Origin of the sequence: Pseudoalteromonas sp. GW168-MNA-CIBAN-0100, assembly GCF_040309225.1 — a bacterium.
GTDB lineage: Bacteria > Pseudomonadota > Gammaproteobacteria > Enterobacterales > Alteromonadaceae > Pseudoalteromonas > Pseudoalteromonas arctica.
The window spans coordinates 115,037-134,619 of sequence record NZ_JBEOOL010000007.1 but is presented as its reverse complement, the minus strand read 5'-3'; the positions used below and the strand labels follow the sequence as shown (position 1 = coordinate 134,619).

At 39.2% G+C, this 19,583-nt stretch carries 18 protein-coding genes; 3 read left to right on the top strand and 15 right to left on the bottom strand.

Translation table 11 applies throughout. The features are described 5' to 3' along the window. Positions 1–46: 46 nt before the first annotated feature. From mazG to rlmD, 3 genes are read right to left on the bottom strand one after another with little or no spacing between them, the layout of a single operon-like run. Positions 47–844 carry a nucleoside triphosphate pyrophosphohydrolase gene (gene mazG / locus AAEY62_RS06175; protein WP_101164292.1) on the bottom strand — a complete coding sequence of 266 codons (798 nt, stop codon included), beginning with the start codon at positions 842–844 and terminating at the stop codon, positions 47–49. A 2-nt stretch (positions 845–846) separates the two neighbouring features. Beyond that, positions 847–3,003, bottom strand: coding sequence for a GTP diphosphokinase (gene relA, locus AAEY62_RS06170; RefSeq protein WP_007583109.1), 2,157 nt, complete (start codon positions 3,001–3,003; stop codon positions 847–849). A gap of 8 nt (positions 3,004–3,011) precedes the next feature. Further along, positions 3,012–4,337 (bottom strand): 23S rRNA (uracil(1939)-C(5))-methyltransferase RlmD, encoded by a 1,326-nt coding sequence (rlmD, locus tag AAEY62_RS06165; RefSeq protein ID WP_101164293.1) that lies wholly within the window; start codon positions 4,335–4,337, stop codon positions 3,012–3,014. A gap of 109 nt (positions 4,338–4,446) precedes the next feature. On the opposite strand from rlmD, the gene barA reads away from it, so the two are divergent. Beyond that, complete coding sequence (gene barA / locus AAEY62_RS06160) at positions 4,447–7,221, top strand: two-component sensor histidine kinase BarA (protein WP_007583105.1); 2,775 nt, start codon at positions 4,447–4,449, stop codon at positions 7,219–7,221. An 82-nt stretch (positions 7,222–7,303) separates the two neighbouring features. Here the strand turns inward: barA and pdxJ are convergent, their stop codons facing one another. The 10 genes from pdxJ to rpoE all read right to left on the bottom strand — a co-directional run bounded on the left by pdxJ (position 7,304) and on the right by rpoE (position 16,012). Continuing rightward, a complete protein-coding gene (gene pdxJ / locus AAEY62_RS06155) occupies positions 7,304–8,035 on the bottom strand; it encodes a pyridoxine 5'-phosphate synthase (protein ID WP_007581734.1) in 732 nt (243 codons plus the stop codon). 22 nt (positions 8,036–8,057) lie between these two features. Then, positions 8,058–8,750, bottom strand: a complete 693-nt coding sequence (gene recO, locus AAEY62_RS06150) for a DNA repair protein RecO (RefSeq protein ID WP_007581733.1) — start codon at positions 8,748–8,750, stop codon at positions 8,058–8,060. A 20-nt stretch (positions 8,751–8,770) separates the two neighbouring features. After that, the gene (era, locus tag AAEY62_RS06145) at positions 8,771–9,703 is read right to left on the bottom strand and encodes a GTPase Era (RefSeq protein ID WP_007581730.1); all 933 of its coding nucleotides are present in this window, start codon (positions 9,701–9,703) and stop codon (positions 8,771–8,773) included. Beyond that, complete coding sequence (gene rnc / locus AAEY62_RS06140; RefSeq protein WP_007581728.1) at positions 9,693–10,370, bottom strand: ribonuclease III; 678 nt, start codon at positions 10,368–10,370, stop codon at positions 9,693–9,695. The genes era and rnc overlap by 11 nt, the downstream gene beginning before the upstream one ends. A 2-nt stretch (positions 10,371–10,372) precedes the next feature. Continuing rightward, positions 10,373–11,308, bottom strand: coding sequence for a signal peptidase I (gene lepB / locus AAEY62_RS06135; protein WP_024589998.1), 936 nt, complete (start codon positions 11,306–11,308; stop codon positions 10,373–10,375). A gap of 16 nt (positions 11,309–11,324) precedes the next feature. Continuing rightward, positions 11,325–13,112 carry a translation elongation factor 4 gene (lepA, locus tag AAEY62_RS06130; RefSeq protein ID WP_007581724.1) on the bottom strand — a complete coding sequence of 596 codons (1,788 nt, stop codon included), beginning with the start codon at positions 13,110–13,112 and terminating at the stop codon, positions 11,325–11,327. A gap of 275 nt (positions 13,113–13,387) precedes the next feature. Further along, positions 13,388–13,837, bottom strand: coding sequence for a SoxR reducing system RseC family protein (locus AAEY62_RS06125; protein ID WP_024589999.1), 450 nt, complete (start codon positions 13,835–13,837; stop codon positions 13,388–13,390). A gap of 19 nt (positions 13,838–13,856) precedes the next feature. After that, positions 13,857–14,807: a MucB/RseB C-terminal domain-containing protein gene (locus AAEY62_RS06120; RefSeq protein ID WP_007581719.1), complete on the bottom strand. Its 951-nt coding sequence runs from the start codon at positions 14,805–14,807 to the stop codon at positions 13,857–13,859. 4 nt (positions 14,808–14,811) lie between these two features. Further along, the gene (locus tag AAEY62_RS06115; protein ID WP_007581717.1) at positions 14,812–15,429 is read right to left on the bottom strand and encodes a sigma-E factor negative regulatory protein; all 618 of its coding nucleotides are present in this window, start codon (positions 15,427–15,429) and stop codon (positions 14,812–14,814) included. Between the two features lies 1 nt (position 15,430). Then, a complete protein-coding gene (rpoE, locus tag AAEY62_RS06110; protein WP_002958721.1) occupies positions 15,431–16,012 on the bottom strand; it encodes an RNA polymerase sigma factor RpoE in 582 nt (193 codons plus the stop codon). Positions 16,013–16,258: 246 nt separating this feature from the next. Here rpoE and nadB point away from each other — a divergent pair, with 246 nt between their 5' ends. Beyond that, on the top strand, positions 16,259–17,869 hold the full coding sequence (gene nadB / locus AAEY62_RS06105) for an L-aspartate oxidase (RefSeq protein WP_007581714.1): 1,611 nt from the start codon (positions 16,259–16,261) through the stop codon (positions 17,867–17,869). On the opposite strand, the gene AAEY62_RS06100 is transcribed toward nadB, so the two are convergent. Further along, on the bottom strand, positions 17,844–18,200 hold the full coding sequence (locus tag AAEY62_RS06100) for a hypothetical protein (RefSeq protein WP_350634720.1): 357 nt from the start codon (positions 18,198–18,200) through the stop codon (positions 17,844–17,846). The two genes, nadB and AAEY62_RS06100, sit on opposite strands and share 26 nt — an antisense overlap. Positions 18,201–18,255: 55 nt before the next feature. Further along, positions 18,256–18,507 (bottom strand): FAD assembly factor SdhE, encoded by a 252-nt coding sequence (locus tag AAEY62_RS06095; RefSeq protein ID WP_007581709.1) that lies wholly within the window; start codon positions 18,505–18,507, stop codon positions 18,256–18,258. Positions 18,508–18,671: 164 nt separating this feature from the next. Between AAEY62_RS06095 and ygfZ the strand changes: the two genes are divergently transcribed. Continuing rightward, positions 18,672–19,583, top strand: coding sequence for a CAF17-like 4Fe-4S cluster assembly/insertion protein YgfZ (gene ygfZ, locus AAEY62_RS06090; protein WP_024609020.1), 912 nt, complete (start codon positions 18,672–18,674; stop codon positions 19,581–19,583).

The following is a 19,583-nucleotide window of genomic DNA, read 5'->3' as shown; positions in this document are numbered from 1 at the left end:
ATTAGCTAATGCGCGCACAAAAAATGTGCACTATTTAACATTAAGCCTATTTTACTTTTTTAATCGCATCCCATGCACTGTCCATTTCTTCAAAGGTTGCTGTATCTAAGCTTTTACCTTGCGCATGCAAATAGGCGTTTACCTTTTCAAAACGCGCTGAAAACTTATCATTAGCGCTACGAAGCAGCTGTTCGGGGTCTCGTTTAACATGGCGTACAACATTAACAGTGGCAAAAAGTAAGTCGCCGAGTTCTTCCGCTGTATGATCAGATAACGGGTCTTGCTCAATCGCTTCTTTTACTTCAAGCACTTCTTCGCTCACTTTATCAAGTGCACCGTGATACGTTGGCCAATCGAAACCAAGTGCGGCAACGCGTTGTTGAATTTTTTTAGCTTTACTTAAGCTTGGCATATTGGCAGGAATATCTTGCCAAAAAGAAGGTGATTCTGTTTGCGCTCTAGCACTGCGTTCTTGTGCTTTGATTGCTTGCCACTGTTGCGATAATTGATCGTCTGTTAGCTCTTTTTTTTCACCAAACACATGCGGGTGACGACGGGTAAGCTTATCGTTTAATTGCTCTACTAGATCATTAAAATCAAATAGATTTTGCTCTTGTGCAAGCTGCGCATAAAAAATAATTTGAAATAACAAATCACCCAATTCACCTTTAAGCTCATCTAAGTTGCCTGACTCAATACAGTCGGCAACTTCGTATGCTTCTTCTAGTGTATGCGGCACAATAGATTTAAAATCTTGTTTGAGATCCCACGGGCAACCGCCCTTGGGATCTCGCAGTGTTTTCATTATGCTAAGAAGTTGTGTAAGCGCTGCATTATCATTCATGATTAATGACCACGCTTGGCATCGTGTACACCTTCAATTTGGTGTAACTTAGAAAGAACACGGTTAGTACCCGATAAGTCATGTACTTCTATTTGCATCGTAAATATAGCTAACTGATTATCTTCAACCGTATTTACGTTCATGTTTAAAACATTTACTTTTTCGTTAGCAAGTACTGAGCTTATATCGCGTATTAGCCCTGAACGATCGGTTGCTTCTATTTTAATACTTAGTGCGTACGAGCCGTTGATATCTTCAGACCAACTTACCGAAATAACACGCTCTGGATGCTGATTTTTTAAGTTATTAAACGAATCACAGTCTTCCTTATGAACACCTATTCCTCGACCTTGCGTTATATAACCTATTATCTCATCGCCAGGGACAGGACGACAGCATTTGGCTACATGGCTCATTAAGCTACCAACGCCATCAACCACTATGCCGTTTTTGTCACCGGTTACTTTGCTAGGCGCTTTAATACGAATAACCGGTTCATCTTCTGTCCGATCACTTACAAAGTTAAGCATTTGATTGAGACGTACATCACCCGCACCAATTGCAACCATTAAGTCATCAAGTTCTTTAAAGTTAAAACGCTTGATGGCTGGCTCTAAATCTTTGTATGTTAAATTAAGCTTTTGTAATTCACTGTCGAGAATTTCTTTCCCCGCACTTAAGTTTTTGTCGCGGTCGAGCTGTTTAAACCAGTGATGAATTTTGGCTCTAGCGCGCGATGACTTAATGTATCCTAATGACGGGTTTAACCAATCACGACTTGGATTTGGTTGTTTTTGGGTCAGTATTTCTACCTGATCCCCGGTTGTAAGTTGATGCGTGAACGGCACTATTTTGCCGAAAATTTTTGCGCCAATACAACGATGCCCTACATTTGAGTGAATGTAGTAAGCAAAATCAAGCGGTGTAGCGCCAAGTGGTAAATCGATAATATCGCCGCTTGGGGTAAATATGTATACGCGGTCTTCTACTACTTGGTTTTTAAGCTCTTCAGCTAAATCACCACCATCAACCACTTCTTCTTGCCATTGAAGTAACTTACGCAACCAGCTAATTTTTTGCTCATAACCCGAGCCGCGTCCCGGTAATGCACCTTCTTTGTACATCCAGTGTGCAGCCACACCCAACTCAGCATCTTGATGCATATCGCTGGTACGAATTTGTATTTCTACTGTTTTACCTTCAGGCCCAAATACTACGGTATGGATTGACTGATAGCCGTTTTGTTTTGGGGTTGCTACATAGTCGTCAAACTCTTTATTAAGATGACGCCAATTGGTGTGCACAATACCCAGCGCTCCATAACAATCTTGTAGGCGTTCAACGACGATACGCATTGCACGAATATCAAAAAGCTGATCAAACTCGTAGTTTTTTTGCTGCATTTTTTTATAAATGCTGTAAATGTGCTTGGGGCGGCCATAAACTTGGGCCTCTATGCCCGCTTCACTTAAACGGTTTTTTACTTGCTCAACCATATCTTCCATATAGGCTTCGCGCGTAAGACGTTTGTCGTCAAGTTGTTTGGCTATGCTTTTATAGGTGCCTGGGTGCAAATATCTAAACGATAAATCTTCCAGTTCCCACTTTAATTGCCCTATTCCTAATCTGTTTGCCAATGGTGCAAAAATATCAGCCGTTTCTTTAGCGGCAATGACGCGGTCTTCTTCATCCGCATTTTTTACATTACGTAAATGACATACCTGCTCGGCAAGCTTAATGACCACGGCGCGCACATCTTCAACCATGGTTAATAACATTTTTCGAATATTATCAACTTGCATAGTTCCTTTACCTTGATGCGATAAAGTACTAATAGTGGCCATTTGTGCAACCCCAGTTAACAGCATGGCTATATTACTACCAAGCTGCTCTTCTATGGTTTCTAGTGATATTAAATCGTTTAAAAAATACGGGGTTAAATACGCAGTAGCTAACGATTCGGGGTCGAGATTTAGCTCAGCTAAAATTTCAACCATTTCGATTGCAGTAGTTTGCCTGCTTTCATTATCACATTTTACGCAGAGCGCTTGCGCTTTAGTAAGTAGCTCTGTTTTTTCTTCAGACAAGGCAAGAAATGAAAGCCGAGTGCTAAAATCTGTTGTCTCATCTTGTTGATGTGATTGTCGTGTAGCTACCATAATGCGTTCTACCTCCGTTGAAATAACGCCATAGTTTCAATATGCCCTGTATGAGGAAACATATTCATTAGCCCAATTTTATTAAGATCAAAGCCAGCTTGTGAAATAATTGCGCTGTCACGGGCTAAAGTAACAGGGTCACAAGAGACATATAAAATAGTTTTAAACTGCTTTAAAGATAATTGCTCTAATACAGCCATTGCACCAGTCCTAGAAGGATCGAGTACAAGCACATCTAAGTTTTTACTAAACCATGTGGCGCTCTGTATGCTTTGCGTTAAATCAAAGCAATGAAACTGCGCATTGGTAATAGAGTTAGTTTGCGCATTTTGAGCAGCCATTGCAACCGCTGAAGTCACACCTTCTACGCCAATTACAGATTTTGCTTGTTTTGCCAGCACTAATGAGAAATTACCAATGCCACAAAATAAATCCAATAAATTTTCATCACCTTTTAAATCAAGCCAATTTGCAGCTTGCTTTAACATAGCTTCGTTAACTTGCGAATTTACCTGAATAAAATTACCTAAACCAAATTCAAATTTTAGATCAAACTCTTTAAGGTAATAAAACGGCATGGCTAAGTGTGAATGCGCAATTACATCGCTCTCGCTTTGCCATACAACTTCAAACTGTTGGCTTTTTGTTATGTGCTCAACCAAAGCCTTTGTATCATCGTTAATTGCTTTAGTGTGACGAATAACAACAAAGTTTTTCTCATCACTTTGGCATAACTGTAAATGGCTTATACTGTGCAGCGCTTTGTGTTGATTAATTAAACCATCAAAAAGTGTAAAAACATCCGCAAATACTTCATCAAGTACTGCACATTTATTAATACTTACAATATTTTTTGAACCACTTGCTCTATAACCCACACGCATTTTTTTAGCTGCTTTATCAAACATAACGGCTATGCGGGCGCTGCGCCTGTAATGCACAGACTTACTTAATAATGGAGCTTGCCAGTTTAAGGTATTTAATTTAGCAAACTTACTAAATAGCTGAGTAACTGCAGTTTGTTTTTCTACAACTTGTTGGCTTACTTCTAAATGCTGTAATTGGCAGCCACCACACTGATTATAGTGCTCACAAAAAGCGTCTACTCTTGATTCACTCGCTTTAATAACTTTAATTACTTTTGCACTGCTGTATTTAGCTTTATCTTCGACGAGCATTGCTTTAACTGTTTCATTTGGTAATGCACCGCTTACAAAACATACTTTATTATTATGCTTCGCAATGCCACGCCCTTGATGATCCATTCCCGTTATATTTAATTCTAATGTTTGTTGCTTAAGCGGTTTCTTTTTCGCTTTAAAAATTTGCGCCATTAGGCATTACCTTCAGTTTATTTATGAAGCACCTATATTTAGATGCTTTAGAATGCGTGTTGAACCGTATATACTCAAATCATACTAATAACGATAAAACGCTCCCATTATGACCAAATTAGGCTTACGCGATTCTGTTTTAACACTGACCCTGATCCCAACGGTGATCATAGGATTACTACTTGGTGGCTATTTTACAATAAATCGTTACATTGAGCTTGATGAAATTTTATATCAGCAAGGTACTACTATTTCTGAGCCACTTGCTATTGCGCTTGAGCAACCCATGCTCGAAAAAAACAAACAGCTATTGAATCGCCTTATAAGCTACACACATAACAAGCACTCCCCTACAATTAAGTCGATTGCAATTTTTGATAAAAATAATGCGCTATTAATGACGAGTAATTATCACCGCTCATTTGAAAAGTTAATTAATCAAAAGACGCTCATAAATTTAAAAACGACCCACGTGCAAAAGTCAGATGAGCTTGTTACATTCTTCACGCCCATTATTAACCATACAAGTCACGACTCTAAATGGGATCCATCTGCTTTTCAGTCATCTCTGGGCACCGTTATTATACAGCTAAACAAAGACCAAGCGGTTATAGGGCAGCAACGTGCTTTATTAATTAGCGGTATTGTAATTATTTTATCATTGGTATTTGCAGCAATTTTAGCTTTAAGGTTAAGCCGCATGTTTATGACGCCGCTTAATAAGTTAGTACTTGCAACCGACAAGTTAGTCGAAGGTAAAAGAAGTACTGGCCTTAACGACAACATGATAGGTGAATTTGAGCTATTGCGAGAAGGCTTAAATACCATTGCTCACACTATGGTGATGCAAAAAGATGAAATGCAAAAAAATATTGACCAAGCAACTAGCGACTACCGCGAAACACTAGAGCAATACGAAACTTCAAATATAGAGCTCTCATTTGCAAAAAAAGAAGCGCAAGATGCTAACCGCGTAAAATCAGACTTTTTAGCTAAAATGAGTCACGAACTTCGTACTCCGTTAAATGGTGTTATTGGATTTACACGCCAGCTTTATAAAACACCACTAAACAAGCATCAAAAAGATTATCTCGATACTATTATGCTATCAGCAAATAGTTTAATGACTATTATTAGCGACATTCTAGATTTCTCCAAACTAGAAGCGGGTGCAATGGAACTTGAGTCGATTCAGTTTCAACTTCGTGATGCTGTAAATGAAGTGATGACGCTACTCGCTCCTAGCGCACACGATAAGCAATTAGAGCTATCCATTTACATTAACCAACAAGTACCAGATGACTTAACGGGCGATCCCACTCGCTTTAAACAAGTGCTGATAAACCTATTAAGTAATGCGATTAAATTTACTGAAAAAGGCTCCATTAAGGTCGACATAAGCCATCGGTTACTCGACGACGAACGTACTTCTTTACTTGTGTCAGTAACAGATACTGGCGTGGGTATACCTATGGATAAGCAAGACTCTTTATTTACTCCATTTGGGCAAGCAGACTCAAGCATTACACGTAAGTTTGGTGGTACAGGTCTTGGCCTCATTATTACTAAGCATATTGTTGAAGCGATGAATGGCCGCATAACATTAAACTCTGCACCAGGTAACGGTACCTGTTTTACATTCAATAGTGTGTTTAGTTTGCCCAATCATGTATTTACTAACGACTTACCGACTAAATCGCTCATTGGTAAGCGTATTTTGTATTTAGAGCCACACGAGCATACACATCACGCTGTACTTTCGTTATTGACTCAGTGGGAATCAAGCGTAACGGCATGTTTTAACGAGACTAGCTTTTTAGACGCTATAAAAAATACTGAACATAAATATGATGTTTGCTTAATTGGCCATATGGCATCAGTTGATGATATGCAGCAACTAAAAAGCTATGTAAAAGCCGTGCGTGAATCTACTGATTACTTATATTTAATGCTTAATACTGTATCGCACAATATGCGAGAAGCCTTTATAGGTAGCGGTGCTGATGCGTGTTTAAGTAAACCACTTAATCACCGTAAGTTATGTGAAGTACTTGCTGCACCTTATAGGCTTGACCACCCTACTCATAATATTGAACAAAACGATCAAGCTTTGCTGCCGTTAAAAGTATTGGTTGTTGATGATAACGATGCCAACTTAAAACTTCTCCATACTTTATTAAGTGAGCAGATTGAAGTAATAGAAACGGCACATAATGGTTCACAAGCATACAGCTTAAGTAAAAGTCATAAATACGACATAATTTTTATGGATATCCAGATGCCAATTATGGACGGTATAACCGCATGCAAGCTTATACAAGAATCATCACTTAATGAAGATACACCCATTATCGCTGTAACGGCACACGCCCTTCAAAGCGAAAAAGAGCAACTACTAAAAGATGGCTTTAAAGGCTATTTAACTAAGCCTATTGATGAAGATATGCTTAAACAAATTATTAGCGATCATAGTCCACAGACCCCGGTTAATCGCGATAAAGCTAAAACAGATACACCACAAAGCCCGGCTCCATTTCAAAGTAGTCGAATTGATTGGGCACAAGCCCTGCAGCGTGCTGGAGGAAAGAGCGAGTTAGCGCTAGAGATGCTTAATATGCTACTTCTAAGCGTCCCTGAAACTCTTACATTGCTTGCTAAAGCGATAGAGAGTAATGATTGTCAGCAAGTCCTAAGTATTGTCCACAAGTTTCATGGCGCATGTTGTTACACTGGTGTACCAAAACTTAAATCACTCGCAGAAACAATTGAAACATCACTTAAAAATAAATGCTTGTTAGAGAATATTGAACCTGAATTATTTGAGTTACAGGACGAGCTTGAAAACTTACTTGCTGATGCAAGCGTAACTGAGCTACAAAGATAAGCTTTGAATTTTAGATACAAAAAAACGCGGCATTAACCGCGTTTTTTTAATTAAGCTTTTTAAATACTTATGTAGATTCGTATTACATTCTTGCTTCAATCATTAATCGTTTCATGTCGCGTACGGCTTTATCGAGCCCATCTATCGCTGCACGAGCAATAATAGCGTGGCCAATATTTAGCTCATAAATCTCAGGCATCGCGGCAATGGGTTTAACGTTATGGTAATGAAGACCATGGCCAGCGTTAACAATCAAACCTAAGCTTGCTGCGTATTTAACACCTTCACGAATATGCTCTAACTCTTTGTGTAAATCAGTATCATTTGTTGCATCAGCATACGCGCCTGTGTGTATTTCTACATAAGGAGCACCACATTCTTTAGCTGCATCTAATTGTGCTTTATCTGCATCAATAAATAGCGATACTTTAATACCCGCGTCGGTAAGCGTTTTTGTTGCGGCTTTAATTTTATCTATATTACCCGCTACATCTAAGCCGCCCTCGGTGGTTAACTCTTCGCGCTTTTCAGGTACTAAACACACGTACTCGGGTTTTACTTCAAGCGCTATCTGTATCATTTCATCGGTAACAGCGGTTTCAAGATTCATGCGAGTTTGGATAGTTTTAGCCATCACATAAACGTCGCGATCTTGAATATGGCGTCTGTCTTCACGTAAGTGAATCGTAATACCGTCTGCGCCTGCATGCTCTGCTACACTGGCTGCATGCGCTGGATCTGGGTAACTTGTTCCACGCGCTTGACGAAGTGTTGCAATATGATCTACGTTTACACCCAAAAGAATATCTTTCATTTTCTTACCTGTAAAATTACGTTTATTGAGAGGCCATAAATAGCTCACGGCTTTTTAATGGTTTACTACCTAATAAGGGTTTTAATAAATAGCGACTTAATTGCTTTGCCATATATAGCACATCACTTTGGCTAAAGTCATGATTTGCTATGGCGTTGAGTTGTTTGCCACTAAATCCAGAACGCGTATCTTCTTGTACTAAAAAACCAAGTTCGGGGAAATAACTATACGTCTGCTTTTCATCTATTGGTTCACCACTGGCATCAAAACTAAAATCCACGCCATAACCGAGTAATTCCAATAATTGAAATTCGTACGAGCGAAGCACTTCTTGTAAATTGGCTCCGCTGTTTAGGTTTCCTAGGTGGGATTTATATAGCTCAAATACTTGTTCAATTGGCTCATTAACAGGAACGATGCGGTTAGTCAGTTCGTTCAAATAAAAACCACAATAAAGCTCATCACCTTTTAAAAAGTGCGGGTTACCATGCAGTTCAAACTTATTGATATATTTTAAATCGTACTTGCCACTGTAATTAACAAGGAGTGCCTGGAACGGCTGAAGTTGTGCTTTATGTTTAGTGGCCTGGCGACCACTAATTCGGGCCAGCATTCTTAACTGACCAACGCCTTCTACAAGCATATCTAACATTACCTGGGAGTCACTATACGGACGCCTATGTAATAAATACGCGGTGTAGAAGTCGCTATCCATTCACTAAGCTACTGCTTGGTTTAGTCTTCACTGTAACCTAAGCTTCTTAGTGCACGTTCATCATCAGCCCAACCCGACTTAACTTTAACCCAAAGCTCTAAAAATACTTTGTTATCAAGCATTTCTTCTATGTCTTTACGAGCTTCACGGCCAATGGTTTTTAGCTTTTCGCCTTTATTACCAATAACCATGCGTTTTTGTGTTTCGCGCTCAACAAGAATTAACCCATTGATGTGCCAAATACCGTTGTCTTGCCATTTAAACTGCTCAATTTCAACAGTCACAGAATACGGTAGTTCTTCACCCATAAAACGCATTAGCTTTTCACGAATAACTTCAGCTGCCATAAAGCGCATTGAACGGTCAGTTACATAATCTTCAGGAAAGTAAAATTCGCAAGGAGGTAAGCGTTTAGTTACCTCTGCTTTGATTAAATCAACGTTTTTACCTTGCGTTGCCGATACTGGCATAATTCCAACAAAATCAAACTTGTCACTTAACCACTTCATATGAGGCAATACAAGATCACGGTCTTTAACTTGGTCAATTTTATTAATAACTAATAATACAGGCTTACCACTTTGCGATACTTTATTAAGTACCATATCGTCATCTGCATTCCAATGAGTGCCTTCAACGACAAAAATAATAAGCTCTACATCGCCGATAGAACTAGACGCTGCTCGATTCATTAAACGGTTAATAGCACGCTTTTCTTCAACGTGTAGACCCGGTGTATCTATGTATACCGCTTGGTGTTTATCTACGGTATGAATACCCATAATACGATGACGTGTAGTTTGTGGTTTACGTGAGGTAATACTCACTTTTTGCTCAATGATTTCATTAAGCAAAGTCGATTTACCTACGTTTGGTCGACCGACAATCGCCACCATTCCACAAAATGTATCTACATCACGTTCATGAGGCTGTATTAAGGTATCAAGGTTCATTTTTAAGTATCTTCAATGCTTTTTCGGCAGCTTTTTGTTCGGCCTTACGGCGCGAGCTACCAACAGAAATTATGCTATCCATTCCATCAACAATACATTCAACCGTGAATGTTTGATTGTGTGCTTGGCCTTGTGTATCAACCACTGTGTAGCCCGGTAACGATAATTTACGGGCTTGTAAATACTCTTGCAGCAGGGTTTTAGGATCTTTCTGGTTAAGCCCTGGTGAAATAGCATCCAAACGTGATTGGTACCACGCCAATATAAGATCGCCACAACTGTCGATACCTGAATCTAGAAATGCAGCGCCTATAATAGCTTCTACTGCATCAGCAAGCGTTGACTCGCGACGAAAGCCGCCACTTTTAAGCTCGCCCGGCCCTAAGCGTAAATAATCGCCTAGACCAAATTCAAGACCAAACTCAGCAAGTGTTTGACCACGCACAAGTGTTGAGCGCATGCGGCTTAAATCGCCTTCACGCGCTTTAGGGAATTTGGCATAAAGTGCATTGGCAATCACAAAGCTTAAAATCGAGTCGCCTAAAAATTCTAGTCGCTCATTATGTTGGCCTTTGTGGCTGCGGTGCGTCATTGCTTGTTCAAGTAAACCTTGATCAGCGAATTCATAGCCAATTTTTTTATATAATTCTGTTACATTTTTTTTCATCGTTACTGAATATTACCTAGGCGTTCAAAGCGAACACCAGTTGGAACCCATCCTGGTAAAATATCATCAGGGCCATTCTCAAATTCAAAACTCATCCATATAAAGACAGCTTTACCCACCAAGTTTTCTTTTGGTACAAAGCCCCAAAAGCGACCATCTTGGCTGTTGTCGCGGTTATCACCCATCATAAAATAATGATCAGCAGGAACAGTCCATTCATCAGAAGGCGTGCCCGGTTGCTGATAGTAACGCCCTTTTCTTTCAGGCGCTTGTGGGTTGATTAATATATCATGCGTAACTGTTGTTAAATTTTCATTCACACGAGCTAGAGGCATTGGGCCTTGTTTAAATTCGTTATCATTAATTAGTTTAAAATCAATTTTATTGAATTCATTACATAAAAGCTCACCCTGTTGGGTTTCGCCTTCTTTACAGTTTGGCTGAATATATAAACGTTTATCACGATAAACAATTTTATCGCCAGGTAAACCAATCGTACGTTTAATATAGTCAACACTTTCATCTAAAGGGTATTTAAAAACAACAATATCACCACGTTCAGGCTCACCGACATCAACTAACTGAGTGCGCCAAACTGGGTCTTTTATTCCATATGAATACTTTTGTACTAAAATAAAGTCACCCACTAACAGTGTAGGCATCATTGAACCAGATGGAATTTGAAACGGTTCAAAAATAAATGATCTAAAAATAGTAATTGCTGCAATCATCGGGAAAATCGACTTTGCTGTTTCTGTTAGTACTGGTTCTGGTGCAATTAATGCCGCAGTTTCTTCATCTAACGGAGCTCCAGCAGACGTTTGCGCTATCGCTAAGCGCTCCTGTCTTTTAGGTGCATACATTAAGTGATCTATTAACCATATTAAGCCTGAGCCTAAGGTTAATAGCACCAATAAAACTGAAAAATAACCAGCCATTTATAATCCTTTGTTTTTATTTACCAACTTTTAAAATAGCTAAAAACGCTTCTTGAGGCACTTCTACATTACCTACTTGCTTCATACGTTTTTTACCATCTTTTTGCTTTTTAAGTAGCTTTTTCTTACGACTCACATCGCCACCGTAACACTTAGCAATTACGTTTTTACGTAACTGTTTTACCGTAGTACGTGCAATAACGTGTTGTCCAATCGCTGCTTGAATCGCAATATCAAACATTTGACGAGGAATAAGCTCTTTTAATGCATCAGCTAATTGACGACCACGAGACTGTGCACCGTCTCTGTGAACAATAATCGCAAGTGCGTCAACACGCTCACTATTGATTAAAATATCAACACGCACCATATCTGATGTTTGAAAGTGTTTAAAGTTATAATCAAGCGATGCAAAACCACGGCTTGTTGATTTTAATTTATCAAAAAAGTCCATTACCACTTCAGCCATAGGTAGCTCGTACGTAACAGCTACTTGCTTTCCGTGATAGGTCATTTTTGTTTGGCTACCGCGTTTTTCAATACACAAAGTAATAACATTACCTAAGTATTCTTGTGGTACCAAAATATTAGCTTCAACAATCGGCTCACGTATTTCTAAAATATCGTTTACTGCAGGTAAATCAGACGGGTTATCAATCTGGAATGTACCTTCTTTAGTAACTATCTCATAGATTACCGTAGGTGCCGTTGTAATTAAATCAATATCGTATTCACGCTCTAAACGCTCTTGAATGATTTCCATGTGTAGCATACCTAAAAAGCCACAGCGGAAACCAAAACCTAATGCAGTTGAATTCTCTGGTTCAAAGAATAACGACGCATCGTTTAAGCTTAATTTATTAAGCGCATCACGGAATGATTCATACTCATCTGATGCAATTGGGAACATACCTGCATAAACCTGAGGCTTAATTTTTTGAAAACCAGGTAAACGAAGTGGAGCCGCATTTTTTTGATGAGTTATAGTATCGCCTACTGGCGCACCATGTATCTCTTTGATGCCAGCAATAACAAACCCTACTTCACCTGTTCTTAAAATACCGGTGTTAGTTTGCTTAGGTGTAAACACACCCACTTGGTCGGCAGTATGTATATGCTCATTCGACATTATTTTTATTTTGTCGCCAGTGCGTAATTCACCGTGCTTAATACGCACTAATGATACAACGCCTTGGTATGGGTCAAACCAAGAATCGATAATAAGTGCTTGTAGAGGTCCATCTGTATCGCCTACTGGCGGCGGAACATCTCTAACAATCATTTCAAGAACTTCGGCAATACCTACACCCGTTTTAGCGCTACATTGCACTGCATCAAGGGCATCAATACCAATAATTTCTTCAATTTCTTCTGCAACGCGCAAAGGATCCGCTTGCGGTAAATCGATTTTATTAAGTACTGGAATTACTTCTAATTCCATTTCAATAGCGGTGTAACAGTTAGCTAATGTTTGTGCTTCAACGCCTTGGCCTGCATCAACAACGAGTAGTGCACCTTCACATGCAGCTAAAGAACGCGATACTTCATATGTAAAATCAACGTGTCCTGGAGTATCAATGAAATTAAGTTGATAAGTTTCGCCATCGTTCGCTTTGTAATTCAACGTTACACTTTGCGCTTTAATGGTAATACCACGTTCGCGCTCAATATCCATTGAATCCAAAACTTGTTTTTGCATTTCACGGTCGGTTAAACCGCCACAAACTTGGATCAAACGATCTGAAAGGGTCGATTTACCATGGTCAATATGGGCGATGATCGAAAAATTACGGATATGCTTCATAAACTGGATTCTATACTTCTATTTTAATGGACTAAATATGAATACCTAAGTGACTTGAAAATACTTGCTGTAGGATGCCATAAGCTCAGTTTGTAAATTACAAACATCACGAATGCTTTTTAATATTGATTAAAACCATTTTATTTATTGAATAACAATAAGTTAAATTTATTTAACTTACATAATTCAGCTAGATAAAATAATTTAAAAAACCACTATTCCCTGTATTTCCAAGTTACTTTGGTATAAAACGGCAATTTTACATTTAATTGGCGTCAATCACCATCTATTTGAGTTAAAGGGATACTAATTGGGTGAATTTTTATAACTTTTATATCGTGCTTTAGCGATTTCACGCGAGTTTTAGCTATAAAGAAACCAGTAACACCACCTAAAGCTGCAGCTAAAATTTGCCAACCTTCACAAGCCATAAATAATTGCGCTGCAATCAGTGCAAAAACCAGACTTAAAAGCAGTGGTAGCATGTATACCGCAAATGCATGCTTAACGACGTGACTATCATCAAGTGACAAGGTTACCTTTTGTCCTACTTCAACAGAGGATTCAAATTTATAAGGGAAGGTTTTTTTTGCAGTGCCAAACAGCTTACCAAACACTTGTGAGCCGCAACGACCATTGCAGCCTTCACAAGCTTGTTTTTGTTGTGCTTCTAAATGAGCAATGTGGCCATCGAGGGCCACAACAGTGAGGGTTTGTTCAATCATAACAATCCTTACGAATCGTTTATAATGCGCGGGTAACTGACTCAGCAATCGCTTTTGCGGTCATACTCGGTACATTACCAACAACCGATACATCAAAATTACCGCCATTATGCACATATACTGTCGTTGCACCAGAGGTTAGTGCACCACTTAAACGCTTACCCGGTAATGGACGCTGAATAAATACCGAAATTTCAACAAAACCATCAGAGAACAAGTAATAGTCTGTTAATTCGTTATTTAAATCGAGCTTATGTCTGTCTGATTTTAGTAATTCAAAGCCATCCGGTAACCAACTAATTTGCCAGTTAGTAGCTGTACTGTCTTCGTTTATAAGTGCATCGTTTGGTAAAGGCGTTGGAAAGTTTCGATTGAGCACTTCAAGTAACATACCTGCTGGCTGCTCTGTCACACTAATGTGAGTAAGCTGTAACTGCTCTAAGGCCTCACCTTCATGGTTAACGTACGCGGCTTTTAGTAATAACGACGATTCCATATCCAGCCAAATCCAATAATTATATTTATACTCGTCTTTAGATTCTATGCGAACTAGTTGTGCAGCACGCCCTGCAATACGACCTTTCCCGCCTAGTACAAAATCATAGTGCGCGCTTAAGCGATCTATGTCTTTAAAAAGCACTTCAGGGATTGGACCCGCTATTGAATCTGTTTTTAGGGAGTATGGTTCTGACTGAGGTTCAAAATAAGTAACTTGGTTGTCAATACGGACCATTTCAAGCCCAGCACCATTAAGTAAACTTAAATGCTCAAGTTCTGTATCACCTTGTAAAGCATGCACCCATCGGTAGGGTTCCATTGTTTTACCTTTGACAACCACAAACGAAGCGTCAAAATTACGGGTGTGAACGGCATTAGCCATTTTTAGTAATAAATCTTTGGCAGGATTTGTGTCGTTGGCAAATGCATTAAAGCTTACTACCAACGACAGAACAAAAGTGATTACTTTCATTTAATTAGTTTTTTTCCTCAGACGCTTTGGTATTAGTTTGCGCTGTTTCTAAAGAATTCGCAACTCGTGCTTGGCGTTGATGCTCAAGAACTAATGCACCAATACGTTGTTGCTGTAATTCACGTAAACCTTGCTCTGCATTTTCAAGCGCAGGCTCAGATGAGTAACTTACTGGCGACGCCATACCTGTCAGCGGTGTGGTTTGTAGTAATGGAATTTCGCTTTGTTGCTCGTTGTTACTTTGAGGAAGCGTATTAACGCCCACAATAGCAAACATTGCCACACTGGCTGCAATTGCTAGTTGAGCAACTGGCTTGCGCCAATTAAAAGCCACTACTTTATTATCTTGTACCGTCTCAGTGATTGCTTGAGGCTGTGTTTTTGACTGACTAAAGTCAGCATAAACAGGCTCGCTTTCAAGTGCTAATGCAACGCGATCGCTAATATCAATATGTATGTCGTTATTATTTTTTTGAGCACGCATCGCATCACCAATTAACGCATAACGGCCAAACGTAGTTACATCTTGCTCTGCAATTTTTGCATCAGTCAGATGTTGCTCGCCATCAAGTAATGCCGATAACGCTTCGTTATCTAACTTGTTAAGGTGTGCTTTTGTCATACTAAGACTCGCCTATTAATGGGTTTAATTTGTTATCTATTGCTTCACGGGCACGAAATATACGCGAACGCACAGTCCCGACCGGGCAATCCATTACCACTGCTATTTCTTCATAGCTCATCCCTTCGATTTCTCTAAGGGTGATTGCGGTTTTAAGATCTTCAGGCAAACTATCAATCGTATTAAAAATAACAGCGCGTACTTCTTCGCTTAAAAGTAGGTTTTCAGGAGATGCATTAGATCGCATTGAATCTGCACAATCATAAAACTCGGCATCTTCAGCGTCTATATCATTTGCTGGCGGCTTACGCCCCTGGGCTACTAAGTAATTTTTAGCACAATTAACGGCAATACGGTATAACCACGTGTAAAAGGCGCTGTCACCTCTAAAGTTAGGAAGTGCACGGTAAGCTTTAATAAAAGCCTCTTGTGCTACATCAGCAATATCGCCTTGGTTTGATACATAACGTGAGATCAAACCTGCAATTTTGTTTTGATACTTCTTTACTAATAGGTTGAAGGCGTTTTTATCTCCTTGCTGGACCCTTTTTACTAGCACTAAATCTAATTCCTGCTCGCTCATTCGAGCCGGTACTCCTATGTCTGATTTTTGCTTGTTATTCATATTGTCGTCATTGTTCACAAATACTCTGACCTCTTTATGAATAAAAAGTTCTGCTTAATATTATTTTTTTATAAAATAGATGATAAATAACGGCGCTAAGCCTTTAAAATCACTACGTAGTAGTATGACAAATATGGTACAACTACAGATATTAAAAACAAATATTGCTCTATACGAGCATTGTAACCGCAAAGTACCTCTGACATGAACCAAAATAAACATCACATTGCAGATGTCGCTATTATAGGTAGCGGCGCAGCAGGCTTATCACTTGCATTATCTCTAGCTAATTATTGTAACGTTACCGTGATCAGTAAAGGAGCGCTTACAGAAGGTTCTACTTTATATGCTCAAGGTGGTATAGCAGCTGTATTTGATAAACAAAACGACAGCATAGAATCTCATGTTGAAGATACACTCGATGCGGGCGGCGGTTTATGCGACAGAGACGCTGTTCATTATACTGCCAGCAATGCTCACGATTGCCTACAGTGGTTAATCGACCAAGGTGTTCCCTTTGATATGGAGTTTGATAGCAAAGGAAAAGAGCGTTTTCATTTAACACGTGAAGGCGGTCACAGCCATCGTCGTATTTTGCATGCAGCCGATGCTACTGGCAAAGCTGTGCAAACCACGCTTATTAGCCAAGTTAAAATTCATAAGAATATAACGCTCTTAGAGCAATACAATGCTATTGATTTAATCACAGATAAAAGCGCCGGAAAAACAGGCTCACACATTGAAGGTATGTATGTGTGGAACAAAAAAGCTAAAAAGGTAGAAACCATTTCAGCTAAATTTGTTGCTCTTGCCACTGGTGGCGCAAGCAAAGTGTATTTGTATACATCTAATCCAGATGTATCAAGTGGTGATGGCATTGCAATGGCATGGCGCGCAGGCTGTAAAGTTGCCAATATGGAATTTAATCAATTTCATCCAACGAGCCTTTATCATCCAGAGCTACAAAACTTTTTAATTACAGAAGCTATGCGCGGTGAAGGGGCTTATTTAAAACGACCTGATGGCACTCGTTTTATGAAAGATTTTGACAGTCGTGAAGAACTTGCTCCACGCGATATAGTGGCACGCGCAATCGATTTTGAAATGAAGCGTTTAGGTGCTAATTGTGTTTATTTAGATATTAGCCACAAAGATAAAGACTTTATTATTGAGCACTTTCCTACTATTTACGCAAAATGCCTAAGTGTAGGGCTTGATATAACAAAAGAAGCAATCCCAGTTGTACCTGCTGCGCATTACACTTGTGGTGGCGTAATGACCGACTTTAACGGTAAAACAGATCTCGATAACTTGTATGCTGTTGGCGAAGTCGCTTACACAGGCCTACATGGTGCAAACCGTATGGCAAGTAATTCATTATTGGAATGTATTGTATTTGCCCACGCTGCAGCTAAAGATATTTTAAGTAAAATTGAACATGCACCAGAGCCAATGGCTCTACCTCATTGGGATGAAAGCCGTGTTAGTAACTCTGATGAAGAAATTGTTATTACCCATAACTGGCATGAACTACGTTTATTTATGTGGGATTATGTAGGTATTGTACGCTCTACTAAACGCTTAGAACGTGCACTGCATAGGGTTGAGTTGCTGCAGCAAGAAATACACGATTATTATGCAAACTTTAGAGTAAGTAATAACTTGCTTGAGCTTCGTAACTTAGTACAAGTGTCAGAACTCATTATTAGAAGTGCAATGGAACGAAAAGAAAGCAGAGGCCTGCATTATACTATTGATTACCCTGAACAAAATGAAAATCCAACACCGACTATTTTGACTCCAAAACGCAATTAATCGCGCTTAAAGTAGCACGTTTTAGACGCGCATAGCTTTGTTCATTAACACCATTGGCTGAAATTATAAGCCAATGGTTGTTACTAAAACCTTTAATATGTAGCCATATATTATTGCCATAAAAACGGCTTTTTTTACTAATTTCACCCTGAATTTTTAAACCTTCACCCTCAAACCTAAATAGCTTGGGTTCTAGAATTATAACGCCATGGTTTGGATGAATTACCAACACTTTTTGCCACACTAAAAAGCCAGCTAATATATTAATTATCAAACAAAAAAGCATAGCTAGTAGCGAATCTAAAAATAAACATAATATTAAAATGAGCATGCAAAAAAAGACCACAATAGGTTTGTGGTCAGCGTTATTATTAGTAACTGTAAACCTATACACGAACTCGGTCTAAGATCAGCGAAACCATACCGTTTAACTGCTCATCTTTACATTCTTGATGACCCATAAACCATGCAAATAAGTCAGGGTCTTCTTCTGTTAGCAAACGCTGAAAAATAGCCTGTTGCTCTGCGCTTAAAGAGTCGTATGCTTCTTCAACAAACGGCATAAACAAAACATCAAGCTCTAACATGCCACGACGGCAAGCCCAACGAATACGTGCTTTACTATGAATTTCAACCATTTTAAACCTCATACTTAATTGACTCGAGTTTAACAAACACAAGCCTATTTAGCAGCTATTAATCTCTCATTAAAGAATAAACCCGCACGAATAAGCGCTTGTCTGTACCATACGTAACAACTGCGTTATTATGTCACTTCATTTATATTGCAAAGAAGGTTTTTATGTCGAGCGTTTATGCATGTCCGTTATCTCATCAACTTATTAGCCTCTGCGGTGCTGATAAATTATCTTATTTACACGGGCAAATCACTCAAGATCTAAATAAATTAACCAGCAGTAATTATTTGTGGGCTGGCCATTGCAGCGCTAAAGGTAAACTTTGGGGCGTATTTAAATTATTTACTTATCAAGACAGCTACTACCTTACAGGCAGCGAAAACGAAGTAGAAAAATCGTTAGCTGAGCTAAAAAAGTATGCCGTATTTGCAAAAGTTGACATTAGTGCATGTTCAAAGCGATTAATTGGTCTCATTGGTGATGATTTATCGGGTGTACTCGCACAACTTGATATTAACTTTGAAGGTGATGCGAGCGCGTGTGACTTTGAAAGCGGTAAAGCACTAAAATTAGCTGATAACCGTGTTTTATTAATGGTCGATAGCCAGTTTAGTATGCCTGATGACGTATCTACACTTGATAACGAAGCTCCTTGGCAACAAGCATCTATGCTTGCAGGTGAACCTCAGTTAAGTGCAGATGCAATTGGCGAGTATGTTCCTCAAATGGTAAACCTACATGCTATTGGCGGTATAAGCTTTAAAAAAGGGTGTTATACCGGTCAAGAAACTGTGGCTCGCATGAAGTACCTAGGTAAAAATAAGCGTGCAATGTATATAGTCTCAGGTCAAAGCGAAGGGATACTTTCAGAGCCCGATTTAGAAACCCAATTAGGCGAAAATTGGCGCCGTGCGGGTAAACTAATTGCACAAAGTTTTAATGAACAAACAAATAAATTAACAGGCCTCGTTGTGTTGCCAAACGATACTGATGTAACTCAGGTACTTCGTGCAAAACACACACCTCAGGTGGAGCTAAGCATTCTGCCTCTACCCTACTCTCTTGAAGATGAATAA